The sequence below is a fragment of the Klebsiella sp. 2680 genome, assembly GCF_900198535.1.
Taxonomy (GTDB): Bacteria; Pseudomonadota; Gammaproteobacteria; order Enterobacterales; family Enterobacteriaceae; genus Klebsiella; species Klebsiella indica.
This window is the reverse complement of the sequence record NZ_FZNJ01000001.1, coordinates 1,011,424-1,033,363: the sequence shown is the minus strand read 5'-3', so window position 1 is coordinate 1,033,363 and position 21,940 is coordinate 1,011,424. Positions and strand designations below refer to the sequence as shown.

Sequence of the window (21,940 nt, the reverse complement as noted above, 5' to 3'; positions counted from 1 at the left end):
GTTATCGCTACCGGGCTTTTTTTTAACCGTGTTTGTTTTTCAGCTCAAAGCGCGGCGATACCAGTCCATACAGCGTCCAGCCGAGGAAGGTCACGAATTCATGGCATAAAGCGATAGCCAATCCCGGTTTCGGTAATGAAATGGCGGGGACGAGCCGGATCCAGCTCCAGCTTCTGTCGCAGGTGGCCCATATAAATACGCAAATAGTGACTGTGCTCGACCGCGTTCGGTCCCCAGACCTGATTTAACAGTTGGCGCTGAGTCAGCACTTTTCCGGCGTTATTGAGCAGTACGGCCAGCAGACGGAATTCGATCGGCGTCAGGTGAATCTCCTCTTCATCGCGACGAACAAGGTGTGCGGCTAAATCCACTTTTACGCTGGAAAACTGTACGATGGGTTCGGAAGAAGGGCCGCTGGCGTGACGTCGCAGCGCCACGCGTAAGCGCGCCTGCAGTTCGCCGATGCCGAAGGGTTTACTCAGATAGTCGTCAGCGCCCGCATCCAGCGCGGCGATTTTGTCGCTCTCTTCACTACGCGCAGAAAGCACAATCAACGGAATTGCGCTCCACTGCCGCAGATCGCGAATAAAATCGATGCCGTCGCCGTCAGGCAGGCCAAGATCAAGAATGATGAGATCGGGTTTTCGCGTGGCAGCTTCCAGCAGGCCGCGATTTAACGTTTCTGCCTCATACACGCGCAGCCCGTCACTTTCCAGCGCGCTGCGCAGAAAGCGGCGAATAGCCTGTTCATCTTCAACTATCAGAACGTTGGTCACATATCCTCATGAAAATCTTCAAATTCAGGTGCGGTTTCCTGCGGGAGTGTAACACGGAAACAGGTTCCGCCTTGCGGACGATTATGCGCGGAAATCGTTCCGCCGTGCACTTCAACAATTGCCTGGCAAATAGCCAGCCCCAGGCCAACGCCCGGTACCGCCGACTCTTTATTCCCGCGGGCAAATTTGTCGAAGATGCTTTTCTCCTGCCCGTCCGGAATGCCGGGACCATTATCCCACACCTCGAGCTGGAGATACTGGCCTGCAATATGAGCATTAATGCCGATCTCCGCCTGTGAACCGGCGTACTTGACGGCGTTTTCCAGCAGGTTAATCAGAACCCGCTCGAACAGCGGGCCGTCAACGTACACCAGCGTCAGCGGCTCAGGCAACGACAGGTTAACCGGACGGGAGAGCCCTGGCTCCAGCATTTGCAGAGCGCTGCCAACGATCTCTTCAAGCGTCAGCCACTCTTTTTTAAGATTAAAGCCGCCGGACTGGATTCGCGCCATATCCAGCAGGTTATTCACCAGCCGGGTAGTGTTGAGCACATGCTGGCGAATTTCGCTGGCCTGGCGAGCGTGAGGCGATCCTTCACTTGCTAAATCAAGGGTTAAAATTTCCGCCTGACCAAACAGCACCGTCAGCGGCGTGCGCAGATCATGGGAGAGGGCGGCGAGCAGGGCGTTGCGAACGCTCTCGCGCTCGCTGGCGAGTCGCGCCAGCTCTTCGCTGGCGGTCAGCGTCAGGCGCTCCAGCGCGCTGGCGACCAGCAGGGTGAATGTTTCCAGTAACCGCTGTTGCTCCGGGATCATCAACTGGCGAAGATTACCCGGCTCCACCACCACCAGCCCGTGCGTTTTGTCGGCGCTTTTTAACGGCAGGATTTGATACGGCACGCCGGGCAGGGTATCGGTGCCCGCCCCGGCTGGCAGGCCTTTATCAAAACTCCATCGGGCGATGGCGTCATCCCAGGGTGTGATGCCCTGCTGGTGCGTCAGCGGCGTTAGCGTGCCGTTTTCGTCCGGCAATAACACCTGACTACGAGCCTGAAACGTGGAGGTGATAAACCGTTCGCTGGTGGCGGCGATATCCTGCTTGCTTCGCCCTACCGCCAGCGCTTTGGACATCTCGTACAGATGGCGTGTGCGTTGTTCGCGATAACGGGCAACCCGTGCCTGATAGCGTACGCCTGCCGTCAGGTTACCAATCACCAGACCCACAGTCAGCATCACGGCGAAAGTTAACAGGTATTGCACATTGGAAACGGCAAGCGTACCGCGAGGCGCGATAAAAAAGAGATCGAAGCTGGCGACGTTAATAAAGGTGGCGACCACCGAGGGCCAGCGCCCGAAAAACAGGGCGATAATCACCACGCCCAGCAGGTAGAGCATCACCAGGTTAGCGGCATCAAAAGCGACCATCCACTGTATGGCGATGATCGTCGTCAGCGCACATAAAGCGATGGCAACCAGACAGCCCTGGATTTGTACCCGCCACTTATCCTTAAACGTTCGGGTGTCCGATGAGCTGCTAAGCGGGCGAACTGGCGGGTCATCGATCGCCACCACTATCTGATCGAGATCCGGGGCCAGTTTCGCCAGCCGATCGGCAAACGAATCGCTGCGCCACCAGCGCCGCGTTGTGGGACGGCCCAGCACAATTTTGCCGAGATTATGCTCCCGGGCGTAATGCACAACCGCTTTTTCTGCCGCAGGATCGGAGAGAGTGGCGGTCTCTGCCCCCAGCTCCTGCGCCAGGCGCAGGGCGCTTAAGATGGCGCGTCGCTGCTTTTCCGGCAGACGATGCAGCGCCGGGGTTTCGACATACACCGCGTGCCAGACGCTACCGAGGCGGGCTGCCAGCCGCGCGGCGGCGCGCACCAGTTTTTCACTACCGGTGTTGTGTCCGATGCACAGCAGAATGGCGTCGCGGGTATGCCATACTTTCTCTTCGCCAGGATGGCCCCGCCAGGCGCGCATCTGATCGTCCACCCGGTCGGCCGTGCGGCGCAGCGCCAGTTCACGCAGGGCAATCAGATTACCTTTACGAAAGAAATGCTCAATGGCGCGTTCGGCCTGACCGGCAATATAAACCTTGCCCTCTTTCAGGCGCGCCCGCAGATCGTCAGGCGGCAGATCCACCAGCACCACTTCGTCGGCGGCATCGAAGAACGGATCGGGGACGGTTTCGCGGACCTGAACGCCGGTGATGCCGCTGACCACATCATTCAGGCTCTCCAGGTGCTGGACGTTGACGGTGGTAAAGACATCAATTCCGGCTTCCAGAAGTTCCTCTACGTCCTGCCAGCGTTTGGGATGACGTGAGCCGGGCGCGTTGTTATGCGCCAGTTCATCGATGAGGATCAGCGCCGGGCGGCGAGCCAGCGCGCCGTCCAGATCAAACTCTTTAACGTAGCGCCCTCGGTGGGAAAGGCGGCGCAGGGGAAGGACGCTGAGCCCGTCAAGCATCGCCGCCGTCTCTTTACGCCCGTGGGTTTCCACCACGCCGATCAAAATATCCAGGCCCTGACCGCGCAGCCGCTGCGCTTCCGCCAGCATCGCCCAGGTTTTCCCGACGCCCGCGCAGGCGCCAAAGAAGATTTTCAGTTTTCCCCGGTGCGGCGCGGCGGTGTGTTCCAGAAGGTGGTCAGGGTCCGGGCGCAGCGGCTCATCACTCATTTTTCACTTATCCTTCAGCGCATCCAGCGACATATTTAGCTGCAGTATATTTACCACAGGTTGGCCAAGAAAGCTGAGCAACGGTGTTTGCGTTGCGTCGTTGACCAGCTGGCTGACCTGTTCAACGCTAAGCTGCCGCGCTCTGGCGACGCGAGGTACCTGCCATAGGGCGGTGGCCGGAGTCAGATTGTTATCCAGTCCGCTCGCCGAGGCGGTGACCAACTCCACCGGCACCGCCGGACTTGCATCCGGGTTGGCGGCGCGCAGCGCCTGTATCCGTTCGCCGATAGTTTTATCCAGCGCCGGATTGCTGACGGAAAGGTTGCTGCCGCCGGAAGCCAGCGGGTTGTCCGGCATCCCGGTCGTGGCGGACGGGCGGCCCTGGAAATAGCCAGCGGAGGTAAAGTTCTGGCCGATCAGGCGGGAACCGCGCACTTCACCGTCAATCCTCACCAGCGAACCGTTGGCTTGTTGCGGGAACCACCACTGTCCCAGCGCGGTGGTCAACAGCGGATAGACGCCGCCGGTAATAAGCGTTAACAGAATAAAAAGCACAATGGCGGGGCGAATCAATGACATGATCTTTTCCTCACAGCAGCCCGCTCAGGGTAAGTAACAGATCGATAGCTTTGATACCGATAAACGGTATCACCAGCCCGCCAAGACCGTAGATCCACAGGTTACGGCGCAGCATGGCAGAGGCTGAAAGCGGCTTATAGCTCACCCCTTTTAATGCCAGCGGGATCAGAAAAATGATAACCAGCGCATTGAAGATCACCGCGCTGAGGATCGCGGAGTCCGGCGAATGCAGACGCATAATGTTCAGCACATTCAACTGTGGATAGGTCGCGGCAAACGCCGCCGGAATAATAGCGAAATATTTTGCTACGTCGTTGGCGATGCTAAAGGTGGTTAAAGAACCGCGGGTCATCAGCATCTGTTTGCCGATATGCACCACCTCAATCAGCTTAGTGGGGTTAGAATCGAGATCCACCATGTTGCCGGCTTCTTTCGCCGCCTGAGTACCGGAGTTCATCGCCACCGCCACATCAGCCTGCGCCAGCGCCGGCGCATCGTTGGTTCCGTCGCCGGTCATCGCCACCAGACGGCCTTCGGCCTGATACTGGCGAATCAACGCCAGCTTGGCTTCCGGCGTCGCTTCCGCCAGAAAATCATCCACACCGGCTTCGGCGGCAATCGCCGCCGCCGTCAGACGGTTATCGCCGGTGATCATCACCGTTTTGATGCCCATTTTGCGCAACTGGGCGAAGCGTTCTTTGATCCCGCCTTTGACAATATCTTTCAGCGCGATAACGCCCAGCACGCGGGAACCTTCCACCACCACCAGCGGCGTGGCGCCAAGACGAGCGACGCTATCCACTTTTTGTTCCACGTCAGCAGGAAAATGACCGCCGCTGGCGGCGACATGGCGACGAATGGCATCCACGGAACCTTTACGGATCATTCGGTTATCGATATTGATACCGCTCATTCGGCTTTGCGCGGTAAAGGGAACAAAAGTGGCATGAAGCGACTGGACATCGCGTTCCCGCAGGTTAAAACGTTGCTTGGCGAGGATGACGATGCTGCGGCCTTCCGGCGTTTCGTCGGCCAGCGAGGAGAGTTGCGCCGCGTCCGCCAGCGTCTTTTCATCCACGCCCTGAGCGGGCAGAAAATCCGAAGCCTGGCGGTTACCGAGGGTGATGGTGCCGGTTTTGTCCAGAAGCAGCACGTCCACATCGCCTGCGGCTTCTACCGCGCGTCCGCTGGTGGCGATGACGTTGGCCCCCAGCATCCGGCTCATCCCGGCAACGCCAATCGCCGAGAGTAATCCGCCGATAGTCGTCGGGATCAGACACACCAGCAGGGCGACCAGCACCGTTACGCTGACGGCGTGACCGCCCCAGGCAGAGAAAGGCCAGATGGTGGCGGTCGCCAGCAGGAACACCAGAGTCAGGGCGATCAGCAGAATGGTCAGGGCGATTTCGTTTGGCGTTTTGCGGCGCTGCGCGCCTTCCACCATGGCGATCATCCGGTCAAGGAAGGTTTCGCCGGGATTCACGCTGCATTCGATGACCAGCCAGTCAGAGAGAATTCGCGTTCCGCCGGTCACCGAGGCGAAGTCGCCGCCGGATTCGCGAATGACCGGCGCGGACTCGCCGGTGATGGCGCTTTCGTCCACCGACGCGCCCCCTTCGATAACTTCGCCATCGCAGGGAATAATATCTCCTGCTTCGACCAGGACGACGTCCCCTTTACGCAGTTCATCGGCGGGGATGTGGTCAATTTGCGCATCGTGCTGCGGCGCGCGCAGTTTACGGGCAAATGCGGTCTTTTTGACCCCTTTGAGGCTGCTGGCCTGCGCTTTACTGCGGCCTTCGGCCATTGCTTCGGCGAAGTTGGCGAACAGCACGGTAAACCACAGCCAAATACTGACGGCAGCGGTAAACGGGGCGCTTCCCGCGATCTGCCCGCTTGCCATCGCGATGGCGAGCAGAGTGGTCAGCAGGCTGCCGATCCAGACGATAAACATGACCGGGTTACGCCACTGTACTTGCGGGCTAAGTTTTTTCACTGCGTCAAGCAACGCCTGGCGTACAAGCGTCGGCTCCAGCAGGGCTAATGATTTGCGACTCATAACAGGTTGCTCCGCAATCGCTTAAAGTAAAGAGAATTGTTCCGCCAGCGGGCCGAGCGCGAGCGCGGGAATAAAGGTCAGGGCACCGACCAGCAAAACGGTGCCGATCAGCAGGCCGATAAATAACGCGTCATGGGTTGCGAGCGTCCCGCTGCTGGCGGGCTGAATTTTCTTCGTTACCAGCGAGCCGGCAATGGCCATTACCGGAATAATGACCGCGAAGCGGCCGACCAGCATGCAGAACGCCAGTAGCAGGTTCCAGAACGGCGTCGTTGCGTTGATGCCCGCGAAGGCGCTGCCGTTGTTATTGGCCGCCGAAGTTACCGCGTACAGCACTTCGCTAAATCCGTGCGGGCCGGGATTAAGCATTGCGGCGCGTCCGGCCCCGGTCATCATCGCCAGAGCCGTACCGAGGAGCACCAGCGTCGGCGTGACGAGGATCGCCAGCGCAATCATTTTCATTTCACGGACATCGATTTTCTTACCGAGGTATTCCGGCGTGCGGCCAATCATTAACCCGGCGATAAATACCGCCAGCATCACGAATAACAGCATGCCGTACAGACCCGACCCGACGCCGCCAAAAACCACTTCGCCGATTTGCATCAGCCACATGGGCACCATCCCGCCCAGCGCGGTAAAGGAGTCATGCATCGCATTCACCGCTCCGCAGGATGCGGCGGTGGTGATAACCGCAAACAGGCTGCTGGCGAGAATGCCAAAACGACTCTCTTTGCCTTCCATATTCAGATTACTGTCGGCCCCGAGGTGCAACAGATGCGGGTTGCCGCGAGTTTCCGCCCACATCACCGCCGCCGCGCAGACAATAAAGATCAGCAACATTGCCCACAGAATCGCGCGACCCTGGCGGCGATCGCCCACCACCTCGCCAAAGGCGAAGCACAATGCCGCCGGGATCAGAAAGATCGCCAGCATCTGCACCATATTGGTCAGCGCGGTGGGGTTTTCGAACGGGTGAGCGGAATTGGCGTTAAAGAAACCGCCGCCGTTGGTGCCAAGCATCTTAATGGCTTCCTGGGAAGCCACTGGCCCCATCGGCAGCATCTGGCGCACACCTTCAAGCGAAACCATGCTCTGATAGGGAGCGAAATTCTGCGGCACGCCTTGCTGAATAAAGAACAGGGCGATCAGTAGCGAAATCGGCAGCAACAACCAGAGCGTGATACGAATCAGATCGACCCAGACGTTGCCCAGGGTGCTGACTTTCTGCCGGGCGTACGCACGGGTGAAAGCGAAGACCACCGCGATCCCGGTGGCGGCAGAGAGGAAATTTTGCACCGCCAGTCCTGCCATCTGGCTCAGATAGCTCATGGTGGTTTCCCCGGCGTAGGCCTGCCAGTTGGTGTTACTGACGAAGCTCACCGCGGTATTCAGCGCCAGATCCCATGACAGGCCGGGCAGATGCTGAGGGTTGAGCGGCAGTGAACCCTGAAGCATCAGCAGCACAAATAACGCCAGTATACCGAGGGCGTTAAACAGCAAAATAGCGCATAAATATTGATACCAGTTCATCTCCTGCGAACGAATACCGGCTACCCGCCATAAACTGCGTTCGATACCGGCAAGGCCAGGTAACGGTACATCGTTAATCATGCTTGCCAGTACGCTTCCCAGCGGACGCGCCAGGATGAGCAGCAGCAGAATAAAGCTCGTGATGAGTAAAAATCCTTGCGCGGCCATCAGAATGCCTCCGCGTGTAGCAGGGCATAAACCAGATAAACCAGCAACAGGAACACCAGCGCTACGCCAGCGATTACGCCTGCGGTCACAATCCACCTCCGGGTGTTTTTGGGCTTTACGCGGAGAATAGAAAGTTGGGCGCAAAGATTTCGCAAAAATCAGCGCCGGAGGGATAAAAAAAATATAAAAATCGCCAAAACCACAATTTAACTAATGTTTAGTATTAATTTAACTTTTATGTAACTAATTTACCGAATGAATAAAAATAAAGGCGAAAATAAGTGCTTTTTAGTGGTCGGATGAGTAGTAAAATTACAGTCAAAGCGGTACTATTTTAGCCAGAGTACATTGGCACTTTACCGGCGTTGATTGCCGGCCTGACAAAGGGGAGAGAAATTATGACGTTGTACAAAAACTATCCGGCTTACGTCATCTTCGCGCGCCGTGCTTTCGCCGTTGTGGCTGGCGTGCTGGCTTTTCCGGTGATGCTGTTCTGGAAGGATCGCGCCCGTTTTTACAGCTGGTTGCACCGCGTGTGGGCCAAAACCAGCGATCAGCCGGTATGGATGGCCCAGGCGGAAAAAGCCGCCGCAGATTTTTACTGATCGTCTCAAATTATTTATCGTACGGATAGTGTGCGGGTATTTCCGCCTGATGGCGATCGAGGCCTGGCTTCTCATGGGAAACTCGTAATATCATCATGTTATGAATTTTACTCCGGTCCGCGCAAGCGAAGCGCCGCCGGGCAATTCCAGGAATAACCCACTTTATCAGTCATCTGGCCGCCGGTTTTCCCGGCGGTTTTTTTTTGCCAGTTGTGTTTTATACCCTAAATTATTCGAGTTGCAGGAAGGCGGCGATGCAGTGAATCCCCGGGAGCGTACTCCAGTACGTGACTGGGGTGAATGAGGAAAGCCAACGCACATGCAACTTGAAGTATGACGGGTATACACTGACAACTTTCCATGAGACAAGGAGCGGTAATGAATGAGACCTGGCTGGAAGACGATGATAAAACCCGTATGTATACCTTACGTGAACTGGATAACTTGCGTCGCGAAGGATTGACCCGCGGCGGACTGATCGATTTTCATAGCCGCTACAAGTTGATACTGCTGGCGCATTCGCAGCCAGCGTACCGTCAGATAGGGCCTTTTGTGGCGGCGATGGCCGACTGGCCATCGCTGGATGCTTTTTTCGATGCCTATCGTGAGCGTCTGGTGAATCTGCTGGCCCATCCTTCTACCCGGCAGAACCATACCAACGTTCTGATGCATGTTCAGGGCTATTTCCGTGAACACCTGACCGCTGAACAGAAGCAGGCGCTGACGATGCTCATTAATGACTATCGCTTGGGGAGAGAGCCGTTGCTTGCCCCGGTAACGTTGCTAAAACATTATATGACCGAATTTCCGGATGCTTACCTCGCTGAACAACGCTATTTCACTGGCTGGCCGGAAACACTGAACGAATAAAAAATCACGGATTTCAGGAGCGTTATGGCCACCCATCTGGTCTGGTTTCGCGCGGATTTGCGCATTCACGATAATCTGGCGCTCGCGGCGGCCTGCCGGGATCCACATGCCCGTGTCCTCGGGGTATTTATCGCCACGCCAGGACAATGGCATCAGCATGGCATGGCGCCACGCCAGGCGGCATTTATCGTCAGCCACCTTCATAGTCTGCAAACGGCGCTGGCAACGCGAGGGATCCCGCTGCTCATTGAACATGCGGAAGACTTCGCCGCCAGTGTGAATCTGCTCGCCAGGATCTGCGAGCAGCAGCAGGTCACCCATCTGTTTTATAACTACCAGTACGAAATTAATGAACGCCAGCGCGACGCGGCCGTGGAGAAAATCTTAGAAAAGGCGATCTGTCAGGGTTTTGATGACAGCGTATTGCTGGCGCCCGGCAGCGTGCTCACCGGCAATCGCGAAATGTATAAGGTGTTTACGCCATTTAAACATGCTTTTATTCGCCGTTTACAGGAGGCGTTGCCTGAGTGTGTTGCCGCGCCGCAAGTCCGCGCCAGCGGGGCAAGGGTGTCGGCGTCTGAAGTGAAAATAGACTATCCGCAAACGCCCTTTGATCGCGCCCTGTTCGCCGCTGATGAAAAAAGTGCTATTACGCAGCTTCGCCGGTTCTGTCAGAAAAAGGTTGCCGATTATGAACACCTGCGCGACCTGCCGGCCATTGAGGGAACCAGCCGGCTGTCACCGTGTCTGGCGGTGGGCGTCCTCTCGCCGCGTCAGTGTCTGCATCGCCTGCTGGTGGAGCAACCACGGGCGCTTAATGGCCACGCAGGGGCCGTGTGGCTCAATGAACTTATCTGGCGCGAATTCTACCGCCATCTGATGGTGTACCATCCGAAAGTGTGTAAAGGACGCCCCTTTATTGCCTGGACTGATAATGTCGCATGGCGGGATGATGAGTTAGCGCTACAGGCCTGGCAACGCGGAAAAACCGGCTTCCCGATTGTTGATGCCGCGATGCGTCAGCTAAATACGACTGGCTGGATGCATAATCGCCTGCGAATGATTGTCGCCAGTTTCCTGGTGAAAGATCTGCGTATCGACTGGCGGCTGGGCGAACGCTACTTTATCGAACAGCTTATTGATGGCGATCTGGCGGCCAACAATGGCGGCTGGCAGTGGGCGGCTTCAACCGGCACCGATGCCGTACCCTATTTTCGTATTTTTAACCCGACGACGCAGGGTGAACGGTTTGATAAAGCCGGGACGTTTATTCGCCAATGGCTACCTGAGCTGGCCGATGTTCCTGACAAAGCGCTGCATCAACCGTGGATATGGGCGGAGAAAAATGGCCTCACGTTGGATTATCCGCGCCCGATTATTGATCACAAGCAGGCCCGGCTGGCGACGCTGGCAGCCTGGGACGCCGCCAGAGAGCTGAAGAGGCCATCGGCGGACGACTGAACGGCGTCACGTCCACGCGACGTCGCAGAACATCCCCTCCAGGTGCGGTAATCGTCGTCACAATGAGCGACGGTACCGACCGCTCCCGCCTGAACAACACCGCGGGCAGACGCGCAAAGCAGGTGAAAAAACAGCGCCGGATTTCGCGCATGATCAAAATCGTCAGCGAAAGGCGGGAGGCTATCGACGGATCGCATGGATATCGTTATGTTATCCCTCTGCACAACACGATCGCCTGATGGAGCGAAAATGAAAAATAGTGAACTGGAACAACTGATTAATGAAAAGCTGAATAGTGCGGCCATCAGTGATTACGCCCCCAATGGTCTGCAGGTGGAAGGACGTGAAACGGTGCAAAAAATTGTTACCGGCGTGACCGCCAGCCAGGCGCTGCTTGACGAAGCCGTGCGCCTGGAGGCCGATGCGGTGATTGTCCATCATGGCTATTTCTGGAAAGGGGAATCGCCGGTTATTCGCGGTATGAAGCGTAACCGTCTCAAGACGTTGCTAAGCAATGATATCAACCTCTATGGCTGGCACTTACCCCTTGATGCCCACCCGGAACTGGGGAATAACGCGCAGCTGGCTTCGCTGCTTGGCATCAACGTGATGGGTGAGATCGAACCGCTGGTGCCATGGGGAGAACTCTCAATGGCGGTATCCGGCCTGGAACTGGCTTCGTGGATTGAAGCGCGCCTGGGACGTAAACCGCTGTGGTGCGGTGATACCGGGCCGGACAAAGTAGCCCGTGTGGCGTGGTGTACCGGGGGCGGTCAGAGCTTTATCGACAGCGCGGCGCGTTTTGGCGTCGATGCGTTTATTACCGGTGAAGTTTCGGAACAAACCATCCATTCGGCGCGTGAGCAGGGATTGCATTTTTACGCCGCGGGTCACCATGCCACCGAGCGCGGCGGGATTCGTGCGTTAAGCGAATGGTTGACGGAAAACAGCGAACTGGATGTCACATTTATTGATATCCCGAATCCGGCCTGATAAATGGAGGTAAAAGTGCAGCGAGCGCGTTGTTATTTATTAGGTGAAACGGCTGTTGTGCTGGAGCTGGAGCCACCGGTGACGCTGGAGAGTCAGAAACGGATTTGGCGGTTAGCGCAGCGGCTGATTGGCCATACTGAGGTGGTGGAAGCGATTCCCGGTATGAACAACATTACCGTGATATTGCGTAATCCACAGCAAACCGCGTGGGATGCGATTGAGCGCCTGCAAATCTGGTGGGAGGAGTGCGATACGCTCGAACCGGAATCCCGGCAGGTCTCGATCCCGGTCGTTTACGGTGGCGAAGGCGGCCCGGATCTGGGGGAGGTCGCTCGCCATAGCGGCCTGAGCGAAAAGCAGGTTGTTGAATTGCATGCCTCGGTGGAGTACGTGGTCTGGTTTCTTGGCTTCCAGCCTGGGTTCCCGTATTTTGGCGGCCTGCCGGAACAACTGGCGATGCCGCGCCGGGCGGAGCCGCGGCTACTGGTGCCCGCCGGTTCGGTCGGGATTGGCGGGGCGCAAACCGGGATCTACCCGCTGGCGACGCCGGGAGGCTGGCAGCTACTGGGGCGTACGCCGCTGGCGCTGTTTGATCCGACGCGCAAGGAGCCGACGCTGCTGCGTTCCGGCGACCGGGTCCGTTTTGTGCCGCAAAAGGAGGGCGTATGTTGAAGATAATCCGTGCCGGGATGTATACCTCGGTACAGGATGGCGGGCGTGAAGGGCTGCGTCAGTTGGGCATCAGCCGCTGCGGCGCGATGGATAAGCCCGCGCTGGTGATCGCCAATTTGCTGGTGGGTAACGGCGCCAACGCCGCGGCGCTGGAGATAACCCTGGGTCAGGTGGATATTCAGTTTGAACGTAGCGGCTGGTTTGCACTGACCGGCGCCGCCTGTGAGGCGAAGCTGGATGATGAGCCGGTGTGGGTCGGCTGGCGGACGGCGGTCAGGGCGGGCCAGCATCTGGTGCTCAAAAATCCCCAGCACGGCGTGCGTAGTTATCTTGCGGTGGCGGGGGGCATTGCGGTGCCGAAAGTGTTGGGCTCGCGCAGTACCGACCTGAAAGTGGGGATTGGCGGACTGGAAGGACGGCGTTTACAGGATGGCGACCGGCTGAAACTGGGTAAATCCGAAAAACAATTTCGCGGGCCGCGCGGCGTGAAGCAACTGCCTGTCGGCAATCGCATCCGTGCGCTGCCTGGGCCGGAATATCAGGAATTTGATAGCGCATCGCAGGCGTCTTTCTGGCGTTCGCCCTGGCAATTGAGTCCGCAAAGCAATCGCATGGGGTACCGTCTGCAGGGGCAACCGCTGAAGCGGACGACCGATCGCGAGATGCTCTCTCACGGCCTGCTGCCCGGCGTGGTGCAGGTTCCGCACAACGGTCAGCCGATCGTACTGATGAATGATGCCCAGACGACCGGTGGCTATCCGCGTATTGCCAGTATTATTGAGGCTGATATGTACCAGCTGGCGCAAATTCCGCTGGGTCAGCCGATCCACTTTGTTCCCTGTACGCTGGAGGAAGCGCTTAAAGCGCGTGACGACAGACAGCGTTATTTCGAACAACTGGCATGGAGACTTGATAATGAAGATTGATTTAAATGCCGATCTGGGTGAAGGCTGCGCCAATGACAGTGCCCTGTTGCAACTGGTTTCTTCCGCCAATATCGCCTGCGGTTTCCATGCCGGAGATGCGGTGATGATGCTGCAGAGCGTCCGCGACGCGCTGAAATATGGCGTTGCGGTAGGGGCGCATCCGAGCTTCCCTGACCGGGAGAACTTCGGACGGACGCCTATGCAACTGCCGCCGGAAACCGTTTATGCGCAAACGCTGTACCAGGTTGGCGCGCTGGCGGCGATGGTGCGCGCGCAAGGCGGCGAATTACAGCACGTTAAGCCGCACGGAATGCTCTATAACCAGGCGGCGAAAGATCCGCAACTGGCCGATGCGATTGCCCGTGCGGTGCGCGATATTGATGCTGATCTGGTGCTGGTTGGGCTGGCGGGCAGCGAGCTGATTCGCGCCGGACAACGTTACCAGTTGGCTACCCGTCAGGAAGTGTTTGCCGATCGCGGCTATCTGGCGGATGGCAGCCTGGTGCCGCGCACGCAGCCTGGCGCGCTGATTGAGAGCGAAGAGCAATCGCTGGCGCAGACGCTGGAAATGGTGCAACACAATCGGGTTCGGAGCATTACCGGTGAATGGGCGCATGTGGTAGCGGAAACCGTTTGTTTGCATGGTGACGGTGAGCACGCGCTGGATTTTGCCCGTCGTTTGCGCGCGGCGTTTGCCGGGCGCAATATACAGGTGAGCACGGAAACAGAAGAGTAAAATAATAATATTAAGCAATTAACAATACACAACATACAGGATGCTACTATGGAACAGTCAGTATCTCTCTGGCCGCTGATCGGCATTGCCGCGATCGTGGTTGGTTTTCTATTACGTTTTAACCAGGTTCTGGTGGTGATTGTTTCCGGGATCATCACCGGGCTGACGGCGCATATGCCGGTCGCGACCATTCTGGAAAAGCTGGGGGAAGGGTTTCTTAATACCCGCAATCTGCCGTTTATTCTTCTGCTGCCGCTGGCGGTCATCGGCCTGCTGGAACGGCATGGGCTGAAAGAGCGCGCGCAGGCGTGGATCGCGAAGATCCGCAGCGCAACAGCGGGCCGTTTGCTCATTGTCTATCTGTTCGTACGTGAAGTGACCGCCGCGCTGGGGTTAACCAGTCTGGGTGGGCATCCGCAGATGGTGCGTCCGCTGCTGGCGCCGATGGCGGAAGGCGCGGCGGAGAAGAATTTTGGCGCGCTGCCGGGCGATATCCGTTACCGCTTACGCGCGATGTCGGCCGCCACCGATAACGTTGGCCTGTTCTTCGGCGAAGATATTTTTGTCGCCTTTGGCGCGATTATCTTTATGCATAACTTTATGCTGGAGTCAGGCGGCATTCAGACCGAGCCGCTGCACATCGCCGTGTGGGGGATCCCTACGGCGGTATGCGCCTTCCTGATCCACTCCGCCCGTCTGTGGCGTCTGGACCGTCATCTACAGCGTGAGCTGGACAAGATTAACGCCGCGCAGGCGAAAGGCGGTGCCGCATGAATTTTCAGCAAACCTGGTTGTACTGGCTGGCGGGCGCCGTTCTGCTGGTGGTGGCGGTGATGTCATGGCGCGATAAAGCGAACCCGCGCAGGCTGACGACCGGTCTGTTCTGGGGGCTTTACGGCGTGGTGTTTCTGTTTGGCGACTGGACGTATCAACTGGTCGGCGATAAGCGGACCGTTAATATTGCCGTCGGTATCATCGTTGTCGTGCTGGCGCTGATTGCCGGTTTTGGCGGTGTTCGCCTCGGCCGCTATCATCAGCGTTCGCAGGAAGAGCGCACCGCCAGCGCTGCGCGTCTGGGCAACAAACTGTTCTTCCCCGCGCTGGCGATCCCGGTGGTGACCGTTGCTGGCGTGTTGCTGTTTAACAATCTGCCAGCGTTGCAGGTTGCCGTCTTTGGCGCGGGCAATCACGCCACGTTGATTACCCTGTTTTCCATGACCGCGGGAACGCTGCTCGGCCTGGTGATGGCGATCCGCATGACCCATGAAACCGCCGCACAGCCGTTACAGGAGGCGCGCCGTCTTCTGGATTCGGTCGGCTGGGCGTTTATTTTGCCGCAGATCCTGGCGGTTCTCGGCCTGCTGTTTACCGCCGCCGGCGTCGGTAACAGTATTTCCTGGCTAACGCAGCATTACCTGGCGGTGGACAGCCGGTTTATTGCCGTTGCCGTTTATGCCATTGGTATGGCTCTGCTGACGATGGTGATGGGTAACGCCTTCGCCGCATTCCCTATTGTGACGGCAGGTGTCGGGATCCCGATTCTGGTCTTGCAGCATGGCGGAAATCCGGCGGTAATGGCGGCAATTGGTATGTTTTCCGGCTATTGCGGCACTCTGATGACCCCGATGGCGGCTAACTTCAATATCGTCCCGGCGGCGCTGCTGGAGCTGCCGGATAAAAACGCGGTGATCAAAGCTCAGGTACCGACCGGTGTGCTGCTGCTTACCGTGAACGTATTTTTGCTCTATTTCCTGATGTTCCTGTAAGGAGGGATGATGGCTGGCGTATTGATCACCGGTTTTGAACCCTTTGGCGGCGAGGCGATTAATCCTTCGTGGGAAGTGGTTAAGCAGCTGGATGGGGTTATTATCGCCGGGCTGCCCGTTACGGCGCGGCAGCTGCCGTGCGTATTTGGCGATGCCCTGGCGGTACTCAACGCGGCGCTGGACGAGCTGGAGCCCGTCTTGACGCTGGCGATTGGTCAGGCGGGCGGGCGCGTCGATATCACCGTGGAACGGGTGGCGATTAACGTTGATGATGCGCGAATTCCGGACAATAAAGGCCTGCAGCCGATCGACGTACCGATTATTGCCGATGGTCCGGCGGCGTATTTCAGCACGCTGCCGATTAAGGCGATCGTTGCGGCGCTGCGCGAGCGTGGGATCCCGGCGTCGGTGTCGCAGACGGCGGGAACATTTGTCTGTAACCATGTGATGTATGGCCTGCTGCATTGGCTACAGGGTAAATGCGGCGTGAAGGGGGGATTTATTCATATCCCCTATTTGCCGGAGCAGGCTGCGGCTCATCCCGGCGAAGCGAGTATGGCGGCAGAGACGGTACGTGCGGCGCTGGAGATCGCGATTGCCGTTGCTTTACGCCAGGATGGCGATGTGAAAGCGGTCGGCGGCGCAACGCATTAAGACAAGGACATTATTATGCCGGAAGGTCCGGAAATTCGCCGTGCGGCGGATAGCCTGGAAGCGGCGATCAAAGGCGAACCGTTGACTGAGGCGTGGTTCGCCTTCCCGCAGTTACACGCTTATCAGTCACAGCTGGTTGGTCAACAGGTGACAGGTATTGAAACCCGCGGTAAAGCCCTGCTCACTCACTTCTCTGGCGGGTTAACGCTTTATAGCCACAATCAGTTGTATGGCGTCTGGCGAGTGGTCGACGCGGGGGAACAACCTGAAACGACGCGTATTTTGCGCGTTCGCTTGCAGACCGCCTGCAAGGCGGTTTTGCTCTATAGCGCCTCTGATATTGAAATACTGACGCCTGAACAGCTCGCCCGACATCCGTTTTTGCTGCGGGTCGGGCCGGATGTGCTCGATATGACGCTTACCGTTGAGAAAGTTAAAGCGCGTCTGCTGTCGGCGAAATTCCGCAATCGTCAGTTCTCCGGGCTGTTGCTGGATCAGGCGTTTCTTGCGGGGCTGGGGAATTATTTACGCGTAGAGATTCTCTGGCAGGCAGGGTTAACCGGGCGGCACAAGGCTTCCGGACTTGATAATAAACAGCTTGATGTGCTGGCTCAGGCGCTGCTGGATATTCCGCGGCTGTCCTACAATACTCGCGGCCTGGTTGATGATGATAAGCATCACGGCGCGCTGTTTCGCTTTAAGGTTTTTCATCGCGAAGGGGAGAATTGTGAGCGCTGCGGCGGGATTATCGAGAGAACGATGCTGTCGTCAAGACCGTTTTACTGGTGTCCAGGATGCCAGCATTAGCCGGTGAGATTGCCGGCCGGTTTGCTCTTCCGGAATCGCCCGGCGGCGCTTCGCTTGCGCGGGCCTGCTGGTGATACATAATCTATTGATATTAAATAGGTTATAGGCCTGGTAAGGCGTTAGCCGCCACCCGGCGGAAATGCGGGCACAATATCTGATACGGGTTTGTCAGCACGCGAAAACGCGCCAGAAGGCGCGTTTTCGTCATATCAGGCTTACCGCTTGATATCGTTCTGGAAATCGCGTTTTTCGTAGCCGGTGTACAGCTGACGTGGGCGAGCGATTTTCATGCCGTCGCTGTGCATTTCGTTCCAGTGCGCGATCCAGCCCACGGTACGCGCCATCGCGAAGATAACGGTGAACATGGAGGAGGGAATACCCATCGCTTTCAGGATGATGCCGGAATAAAAATCGACGTTCGGATAGAGTTTTTTCTCAATAAAGTACGGGTCGTTGAGCGCGATGTGCTCAAGCTCCATGGCCACTTCCAGCAGATCGTCTTTGGTGCCCAGTTCTTTGAGCACCTGGTGGCAGGTTTCACGCATAACGGTCGCACGTGGATCGTAGTTTTTATACACGCGGTGGCCAAAGCCCATCAGACGGAAAGAGTCGTTCTTGTCTTTCGCGCGACGGACAAACTCCGGAATGTGTTGAACGGAGCTGATCTCTTCCAGCATCTTCAGTGCCGCCTCGTTGGCGCCGCCGTGCGCCGGCCCCCACAGGGAGGCAATGCCCGCCGCAATACAGGCAAACGGGTTAGCGCCGGAAGAGCCCGCGGTACGAACAGTGGAGGTTGAGGCGTTCTGTTCGTGATCGGCATGAAGGATCAGAATACGGTCCATGGCGCGCTCCAGTATCGGGTTTACCTCATACTTTTCACACGGCGTGGAGAACATCATATTCAGGAAATTACCCGCGTAAGAAAGGTCGTTGCGCGGATAAACGAAAGGCTGGCCAATCGAATATTTGTAACACATCGCCGCCATGGTCGGCATTTTGGAGAGCAGGCGGAACGCGGCGATATCGCGGTGACGCGGATTATTTACATCCAGCGAATCGTGGTAAAACGCGGCCAGCGCGCCGGTGATACCGCACATTACGGCCATCGGGTGAGAGTCGCGGCGGAATGCGTGGAACAGACGGGTGATCTGTTCGTGAATCATGGTGTGGCGGGTAACGATGGTTTTGAATTCGTCGTACTGGGCCTGAGTCGGCTTTTCACCGTTCAGCAGGATGTAACACACTTCCAGATAGTTGGAATCGGTGGCTAACTGATCGATCGGGAAACCGCGATGCAGCAGGATACCTTCATCGCCATCGATAAAAGTGATTTTAGATTCGCAGGATGCGGTTGAGGTAAAACCAGGATCAAAAGTAAATACGCCCTTTGAACCAAGGCTACGAATATCAATAACATCCTGACCGAGCGTGCCCTTTAGCACATCCAGTTCGATAGCAGTATCACCACCCAGGGTGATTTTTGCTTTAGCATCAGACATTTATGGTCTCCTTAGCGCCTTTATTGCTTAAGACTGCCGGGTGGTGGATTTGCATTCGGCCCGTAGCAGATAACATTACCAGTTTGTTATGTTGCACATCGCTCTGCGTCGCGGAACAGGGCAGGGTACAGAGCAAGGGCGCTTGATGGTACGCCTTCTGTCTACGATGAAACAACAGCAAATCAGCGTTTTAGCAGTCCGAATTTTATAAACTATATACCACTAATAACTGTCCTGATTACATCGGTCAATACTCTCTCACTGTTACATAACTTATTCTCAGGTAAAAGCATGACCCGATAACTTTTGTGCATTATCGCATTTATCTGGTAATGGTTGTAACAATAATGTTTAATATTTGTCAAATCAGATGATTAAATTTTAAAAATATGTTGTTATCGTGATATTGATCACTGTTCGGGAGAAAACCCGACAAACTATATGTAGGTTAATTGTAATGATTTTGTGAACGGCCTATACTGCCGCCAGGTCTCCGGAATACCCTGCAATCCCGAGCCACCCAGCGTTATTTTCGTCACGTTTTAACTCCTGAAAAAGAGTTTTAACATGACTTCAGGTTATAGATAAGGACGCTGTCTGACCCGCAAGCAGACCGGAGGAAGGAAACAATAAGAACAGCATGTGGGCGTTATTCATGGTAAGAAATGTGAAAAAACAAAGACCTGTCAATCTGGATCTGACAACGATCCGGTTCCCAATCACGGCGATAGCGTCCATTCTCCATCGCGTTTCCGGTGTGATCACTTTCGTGGCGGTCGGGATCCTGTTGTGGTTACTGGGCACCAGCCTCTCTTCCCCTGAAGGATTCCAGCAAGCGTCCGCTATCATGGATAGCTTCATTGTTAAATTTATTATGTGGGGCATTCTTACCGCGCTGGCATATCACGTCGTGGTCGGCATTCGTCACATGATGATGGATTTTGGTTATCTGGAAGAAACATTCGAAGCGGGTAAACGCTCAGCCAAAATCTCTTTTGTTATCACTGTCGTGCTTTCACTTCTCGCAGGAGTCCTCGTATGGTAAGCAACGCCTCCGCATTAGGACGCAATGGCGTACATGACTTCATCCTTGTCCGTGCCACCGCTATCGTTCTGACGTTATATATCATCTATATGGTGGGTTTCTTCGCCACAAGCGGCGAACTCACTTTTGAACTCTGGCGCGGTTTCTTCTCATCGTCATTCACCAAAGTCTTTACCCTGCTGGCGCTTTTTTCCATCTTGATTCATGCCTGGATTGGCATGTGGCAGGTATTGACCGACTACGTTAAACCGCTGGCCGTGCGTCTTGTGTTGCAACTTGCTATCGTTGTTGCGCTGGTGGTTTACGTCATTTATGGATTTGTTGTGGTGTGGGGTGTGTAATGAAACTGCCAGTCAGAGAATTTGATGCTGTTGTTATTGGCGCAGGCGGCGCAGGTATGCGCGCAGCGCTGCAAATTTCCCAAAGCGGCCAGACCTGTGCGCTGCTCTCCAAAGTCTTCCCAACCCGTTCCCATACCGTATCCGCACAAGGTGGCATCACCGTGGCGCTCGGTAATACCCATGAAGATAACTGGGAATGGCACATGTACGATACCGTAAAAGGGTCTGACTACATCGGTGACCAGGATGCCATTGAATATATGTGCAAAACCGGCCCGGAAGCGATTCTGGAACTGGAGCACATGGGGCTGCCTTTCTCCCGTCTTGACGATGGCCGTATCTATCAGCGTCCGTTCGGCGGCCAGTCGAAAAACTTCGGCGGCGAACAGGCGGCGCGTACCGCGGCGGCGGCTGACCGTACCGGTCACGCATTGCTGCATACGTTGTATCAACAGAATTTGAAAAACCATACCACTATTTTTTCTGAATGGTATGCGCTGGATCTGGTGAAAAATGCCGACGGCGCAGTGGTAGGTTGTACCGCCCTGTGTATCGAAACCGGCGAAGTGGTTTACTTCAAAGCGCGCGCAACCGTGCTGGCGACCGGCGGCGCAGGCCGTATTTACCAGTCCACCACTAACGCGCATATCAACACCGGCGACGGCGTCGGTATGGCGTTGCGCGCCGGCGTTCCGGTGCAGGATATGGAAATGTGGCAGTTCCACCCGACCGGTATTGCGGGCGCGGGCGTGCTGGTGACAGAAGGCTGCCGTGGCGAAGGCGGTTATCTGCTGAATAAACACGGCGAGCGCTTTATGGAGCGCTATGCCCCGAACGCGAAGGACCTGGCCGGTCGTGACGTGGTCGCGCGTTCTATTATGATCGAAATCCGCGAAGGTCGCGGCTGCGACGGCCCGTGGGGGCCGCATGCCAAACTGAAGCTCGACCATCTGGGGAAAGAAGTGCTCGAATCCCGTCTGCCGGGGATCCTCGAATTGTCCCGTACCTTTGCCCACGTTGACCCGGTGAAAGAGCCGATTCCGGTGATCCCAACCTGTCACTATATGATGGGCGGCATCCCGACCAAAGTAACCGGTCAGGCGCTGACCGTGAACGAGCAGGGCGAAGATGTGGTGATTCCTGGTCTGTTCGCGGTGGGTGAAATTGCCTGCGTATCCGTACACGGCGCTAACCGCCTGGGCGGCAACTCGCTGCTTGACCTGGTAGTCTTCGGGCGTGCGGCCGGTCTGCATCTGCAGGAGTCCATCGCCGAGCAGGGCGCGCTGCGTGACGCCAGCGAGTCTGACATTGAGGCCTCTCTGGAACGTCTCAACCGCTGGAACAACAACCGTGACGGCGAAGATCCGGTCACTATCCGTAAAGCGTTGCAGGAGTGTATGCAGCACAACTTCTCGGTGTTCCGTGAAGGCGACGCGATGGCGAAAGGGCTTGAGCAACTGAAGGTGATTCGCGAGCGTCTGAAAAATGCCCGTCTGGACGACACCTCCAGTGAATTCAACACCCAGCGCGTGGAGTGCCTGGAGCTGGACAACCTGATGGAAACGGCATTTGCAACGGCCGTCTCCGCCAACTTCCGTACCGAAAGCCGTGGCGCGCATAGCCGCTTCGACTTCCCGGATCGCGATGATGAAAACTGGCTGTGCCATACCCTGTATCTGCCAGAGACGGAATCCATGACGCGTCGAAGCGTCAATATGGAACCGAAACTGCGCCCGGCATTCCCGCCGAAGATTCGTACTTACTAATGC

The 21,940-nt window shown here is 56.6% G+C and carries 21 protein-coding genes and 1 pseudogene; 14 read left to right on the top strand and 8 right to left on the bottom strand.

All coding sequences use genetic code 11. The features are described 5' to 3' along the window. Positions 1–22 precede the first annotated feature (22 nt). The 7 genes and pseudogenes from FN037_RS24515 to kdpF form a co-directional block, all read right to left on the bottom strand. A pseudogene (locus tag FN037_RS24515) lies at positions 23–100 on the bottom strand (hypothetical protein); the annotation flags it as partial. After that, entirely contained in the window at positions 99–776 is a 678-nt protein-coding gene (gene kdpE / locus FN037_RS04950; RefSeq protein ID WP_138360673.1) for a two-component system response regulator KdpE, read from the bottom strand. The gene kdpE and the pseudogene FN037_RS24515, both read right to left, overlap by 2 nt. Beyond that, positions 773–3,457, bottom strand: coding sequence for a two-component system sensor histidine kinase KdpD (gene kdpD, locus FN037_RS04945; protein ID WP_142501662.1), 2,685 nt, complete (start codon positions 3,455–3,457; stop codon positions 773–775). The genes kdpE and kdpD overlap by 4 nt, the downstream gene beginning before the upstream one ends. Positions 3,458–3,460: 3 nt before the next feature. Next, positions 3,461–4,036: a potassium-transporting ATPase subunit KdpC gene (kdpC, locus tag FN037_RS04940; RefSeq protein WP_142501661.1), complete on the bottom strand. Its 576-nt coding sequence runs from the start codon at positions 4,034–4,036 to the stop codon at positions 3,461–3,463. Positions 4,037–4,046: 10 nt separating this feature from the next. Then, complete coding sequence (gene kdpB / locus FN037_RS04935; protein WP_142501660.1) at positions 4,047–6,095, bottom strand: potassium-transporting ATPase subunit KdpB; 2,049 nt, start codon at positions 6,093–6,095, stop codon at positions 4,047–4,049. A 21-nt stretch (positions 6,096–6,116) separates the two neighbouring features. Further along, positions 6,117–7,796, bottom strand: coding sequence for a potassium-transporting ATPase subunit KdpA (kdpA, locus tag FN037_RS04930; RefSeq protein ID WP_142501659.1), 1,680 nt, complete (start codon positions 7,794–7,796; stop codon positions 6,117–6,119). Next, positions 7,796–7,885 carry a K(+)-transporting ATPase subunit F gene (gene kdpF / locus FN037_RS04925; RefSeq protein WP_138360668.1) on the bottom strand — a complete coding sequence of 30 codons (90 nt, stop codon included), beginning with the start codon at positions 7,883–7,885 and terminating at the stop codon, positions 7,796–7,798. Before kdpF ends, kdpA begins: the two co-directional genes overlap by 1 nt. A 309-nt stretch (positions 7,886–8,194) precedes the next feature. Between kdpF and FN037_RS04920 the strand changes: the two genes are divergently transcribed. The 11 genes from FN037_RS04920 to nei all read left to right on the top strand — a co-directional run bounded on the left by FN037_RS04920 (position 8,195) and on the right by nei (position 17,286). Further along, entirely contained in the window at positions 8,195–8,401 is a 207-nt protein-coding gene (locus FN037_RS04920) for a YbfA family protein (RefSeq protein ID WP_138360667.1), read from the top strand. Between the two features lie 378 nt (positions 8,402–8,779). Next, positions 8,780–9,271 carry a DUF1722 domain-containing protein gene (locus FN037_RS04915; protein ID WP_409513728.1) on the top strand — a complete coding sequence of 164 codons (492 nt, stop codon included), beginning with the start codon at positions 8,780–8,782 and terminating at the stop codon, positions 9,269–9,271. Between the two features lie 24 nt (positions 9,272–9,295). Beyond that, positions 9,296–10,732 carry a deoxyribodipyrimidine photo-lyase gene (gene phrB, locus FN037_RS04910; protein WP_142501658.1) on the top strand — a complete coding sequence of 479 codons (1,437 nt, stop codon included), beginning with the start codon at positions 9,296–9,298 and terminating at the stop codon, positions 10,730–10,732. Between the two features lie 249 nt (positions 10,733–10,981). Beyond that, positions 10,982–11,725, top strand: coding sequence for a type 2 GTP cyclohydrolase I (locus FN037_RS04905; protein WP_138360664.1), 744 nt, complete (start codon positions 10,982–10,984; stop codon positions 11,723–11,725). A 15-nt stretch (positions 11,726–11,740) separates the two neighbouring features. Then, positions 11,741–12,397 (top strand): 5-oxoprolinase subunit PxpB, encoded by a 657-nt coding sequence (pxpB, locus tag FN037_RS04900; protein WP_138360663.1) that lies wholly within the window; start codon positions 11,741–11,743, stop codon positions 12,395–12,397. Next, positions 12,391–13,323 carry a 5-oxoprolinase subunit PxpC gene (pxpC, locus tag FN037_RS04895; RefSeq protein ID WP_142501657.1) on the top strand — a complete coding sequence of 311 codons (933 nt, stop codon included), beginning with the start codon at positions 12,391–12,393 and terminating at the stop codon, positions 13,321–13,323. Before pxpB ends, pxpC begins: the two co-directional genes overlap by 7 nt. Then, positions 13,313–14,059: a 5-oxoprolinase subunit PxpA gene (gene pxpA / locus FN037_RS04890; protein ID WP_138360661.1), complete on the top strand. Its 747-nt coding sequence runs from the start codon at positions 13,313–13,315 to the stop codon at positions 14,057–14,059. The genes pxpC and pxpA overlap by 11 nt, the downstream gene beginning before the upstream one ends. Positions 14,060–14,107: 48 nt before the next feature. Continuing rightward, a complete protein-coding gene (locus FN037_RS04885; RefSeq protein WP_142501656.1) occupies positions 14,108–14,833 on the top strand; it encodes a DUF969 domain-containing protein in 726 nt (241 codons plus the stop codon). After that, the gene (locus FN037_RS04880) at positions 14,830–15,825 is read left to right on the top strand and encodes a DUF979 domain-containing protein (RefSeq protein WP_138360659.1); all 996 of its coding nucleotides are present in this window, start codon (positions 14,830–14,832) and stop codon (positions 15,823–15,825) included. Before FN037_RS04885 ends, FN037_RS04880 begins: the two co-directional genes overlap by 4 nt. A 9-nt stretch (positions 15,826–15,834) precedes the next feature. Continuing rightward, a complete protein-coding gene (pcp, locus tag FN037_RS04875; RefSeq protein ID WP_142501655.1) occupies positions 15,835–16,479 on the top strand; it encodes a pyroglutamyl-peptidase I in 645 nt (214 codons plus the stop codon). A 15-nt stretch (positions 16,480–16,494) separates the two neighbouring features. Continuing rightward, entirely contained in the window at positions 16,495–17,286 is a 792-nt protein-coding gene (nei, locus tag FN037_RS04870) for an endonuclease VIII (RefSeq protein WP_142501654.1), read from the top strand. A 215-nt stretch (positions 17,287–17,501) separates the two neighbouring features. Here the strand turns inward: nei and gltA are convergent, their stop codons facing one another. Next, on the bottom strand, positions 17,502–18,785 hold the full coding sequence (gltA, locus tag FN037_RS04865) for a citrate synthase (RefSeq protein WP_138360656.1): 1,284 nt from the start codon (positions 18,783–18,785) through the stop codon (positions 17,502–17,504). 640 nt (positions 18,786–19,425) lie between these two features. Between gltA and sdhC the strand changes: the two genes are divergently transcribed. Genes sdhC through sdhA form a run of 3 tightly spaced genes read left to right on the top strand, consistent with a single transcriptional unit; the run spans position 19,426 to position 21,937 of the window. Then, entirely contained in the window at positions 19,426–19,830 is a 405-nt protein-coding gene (gene sdhC, locus FN037_RS04860) for a succinate dehydrogenase cytochrome b556 subunit (protein ID WP_171034858.1), read from the top strand. Then, positions 19,824–20,171: a succinate dehydrogenase membrane anchor subunit gene (gene sdhD, locus FN037_RS04855; RefSeq protein WP_138360654.1), complete on the top strand. Its 348-nt coding sequence runs from the start codon at positions 19,824–19,826 to the stop codon at positions 20,169–20,171. The genes sdhC and sdhD overlap by 7 nt, the downstream gene beginning before the upstream one ends. After that, positions 20,171–21,937 carry a succinate dehydrogenase flavoprotein subunit gene (gene sdhA / locus FN037_RS04850; protein ID WP_138360653.1) on the top strand — a complete coding sequence of 589 codons (1,767 nt, stop codon included), beginning with the start codon at positions 20,171–20,173 and terminating at the stop codon, positions 21,935–21,937. Before sdhD ends, sdhA begins: the two co-directional genes overlap by 1 nt. Positions 21,938–21,940: the final 3 nt, after the last annotated feature.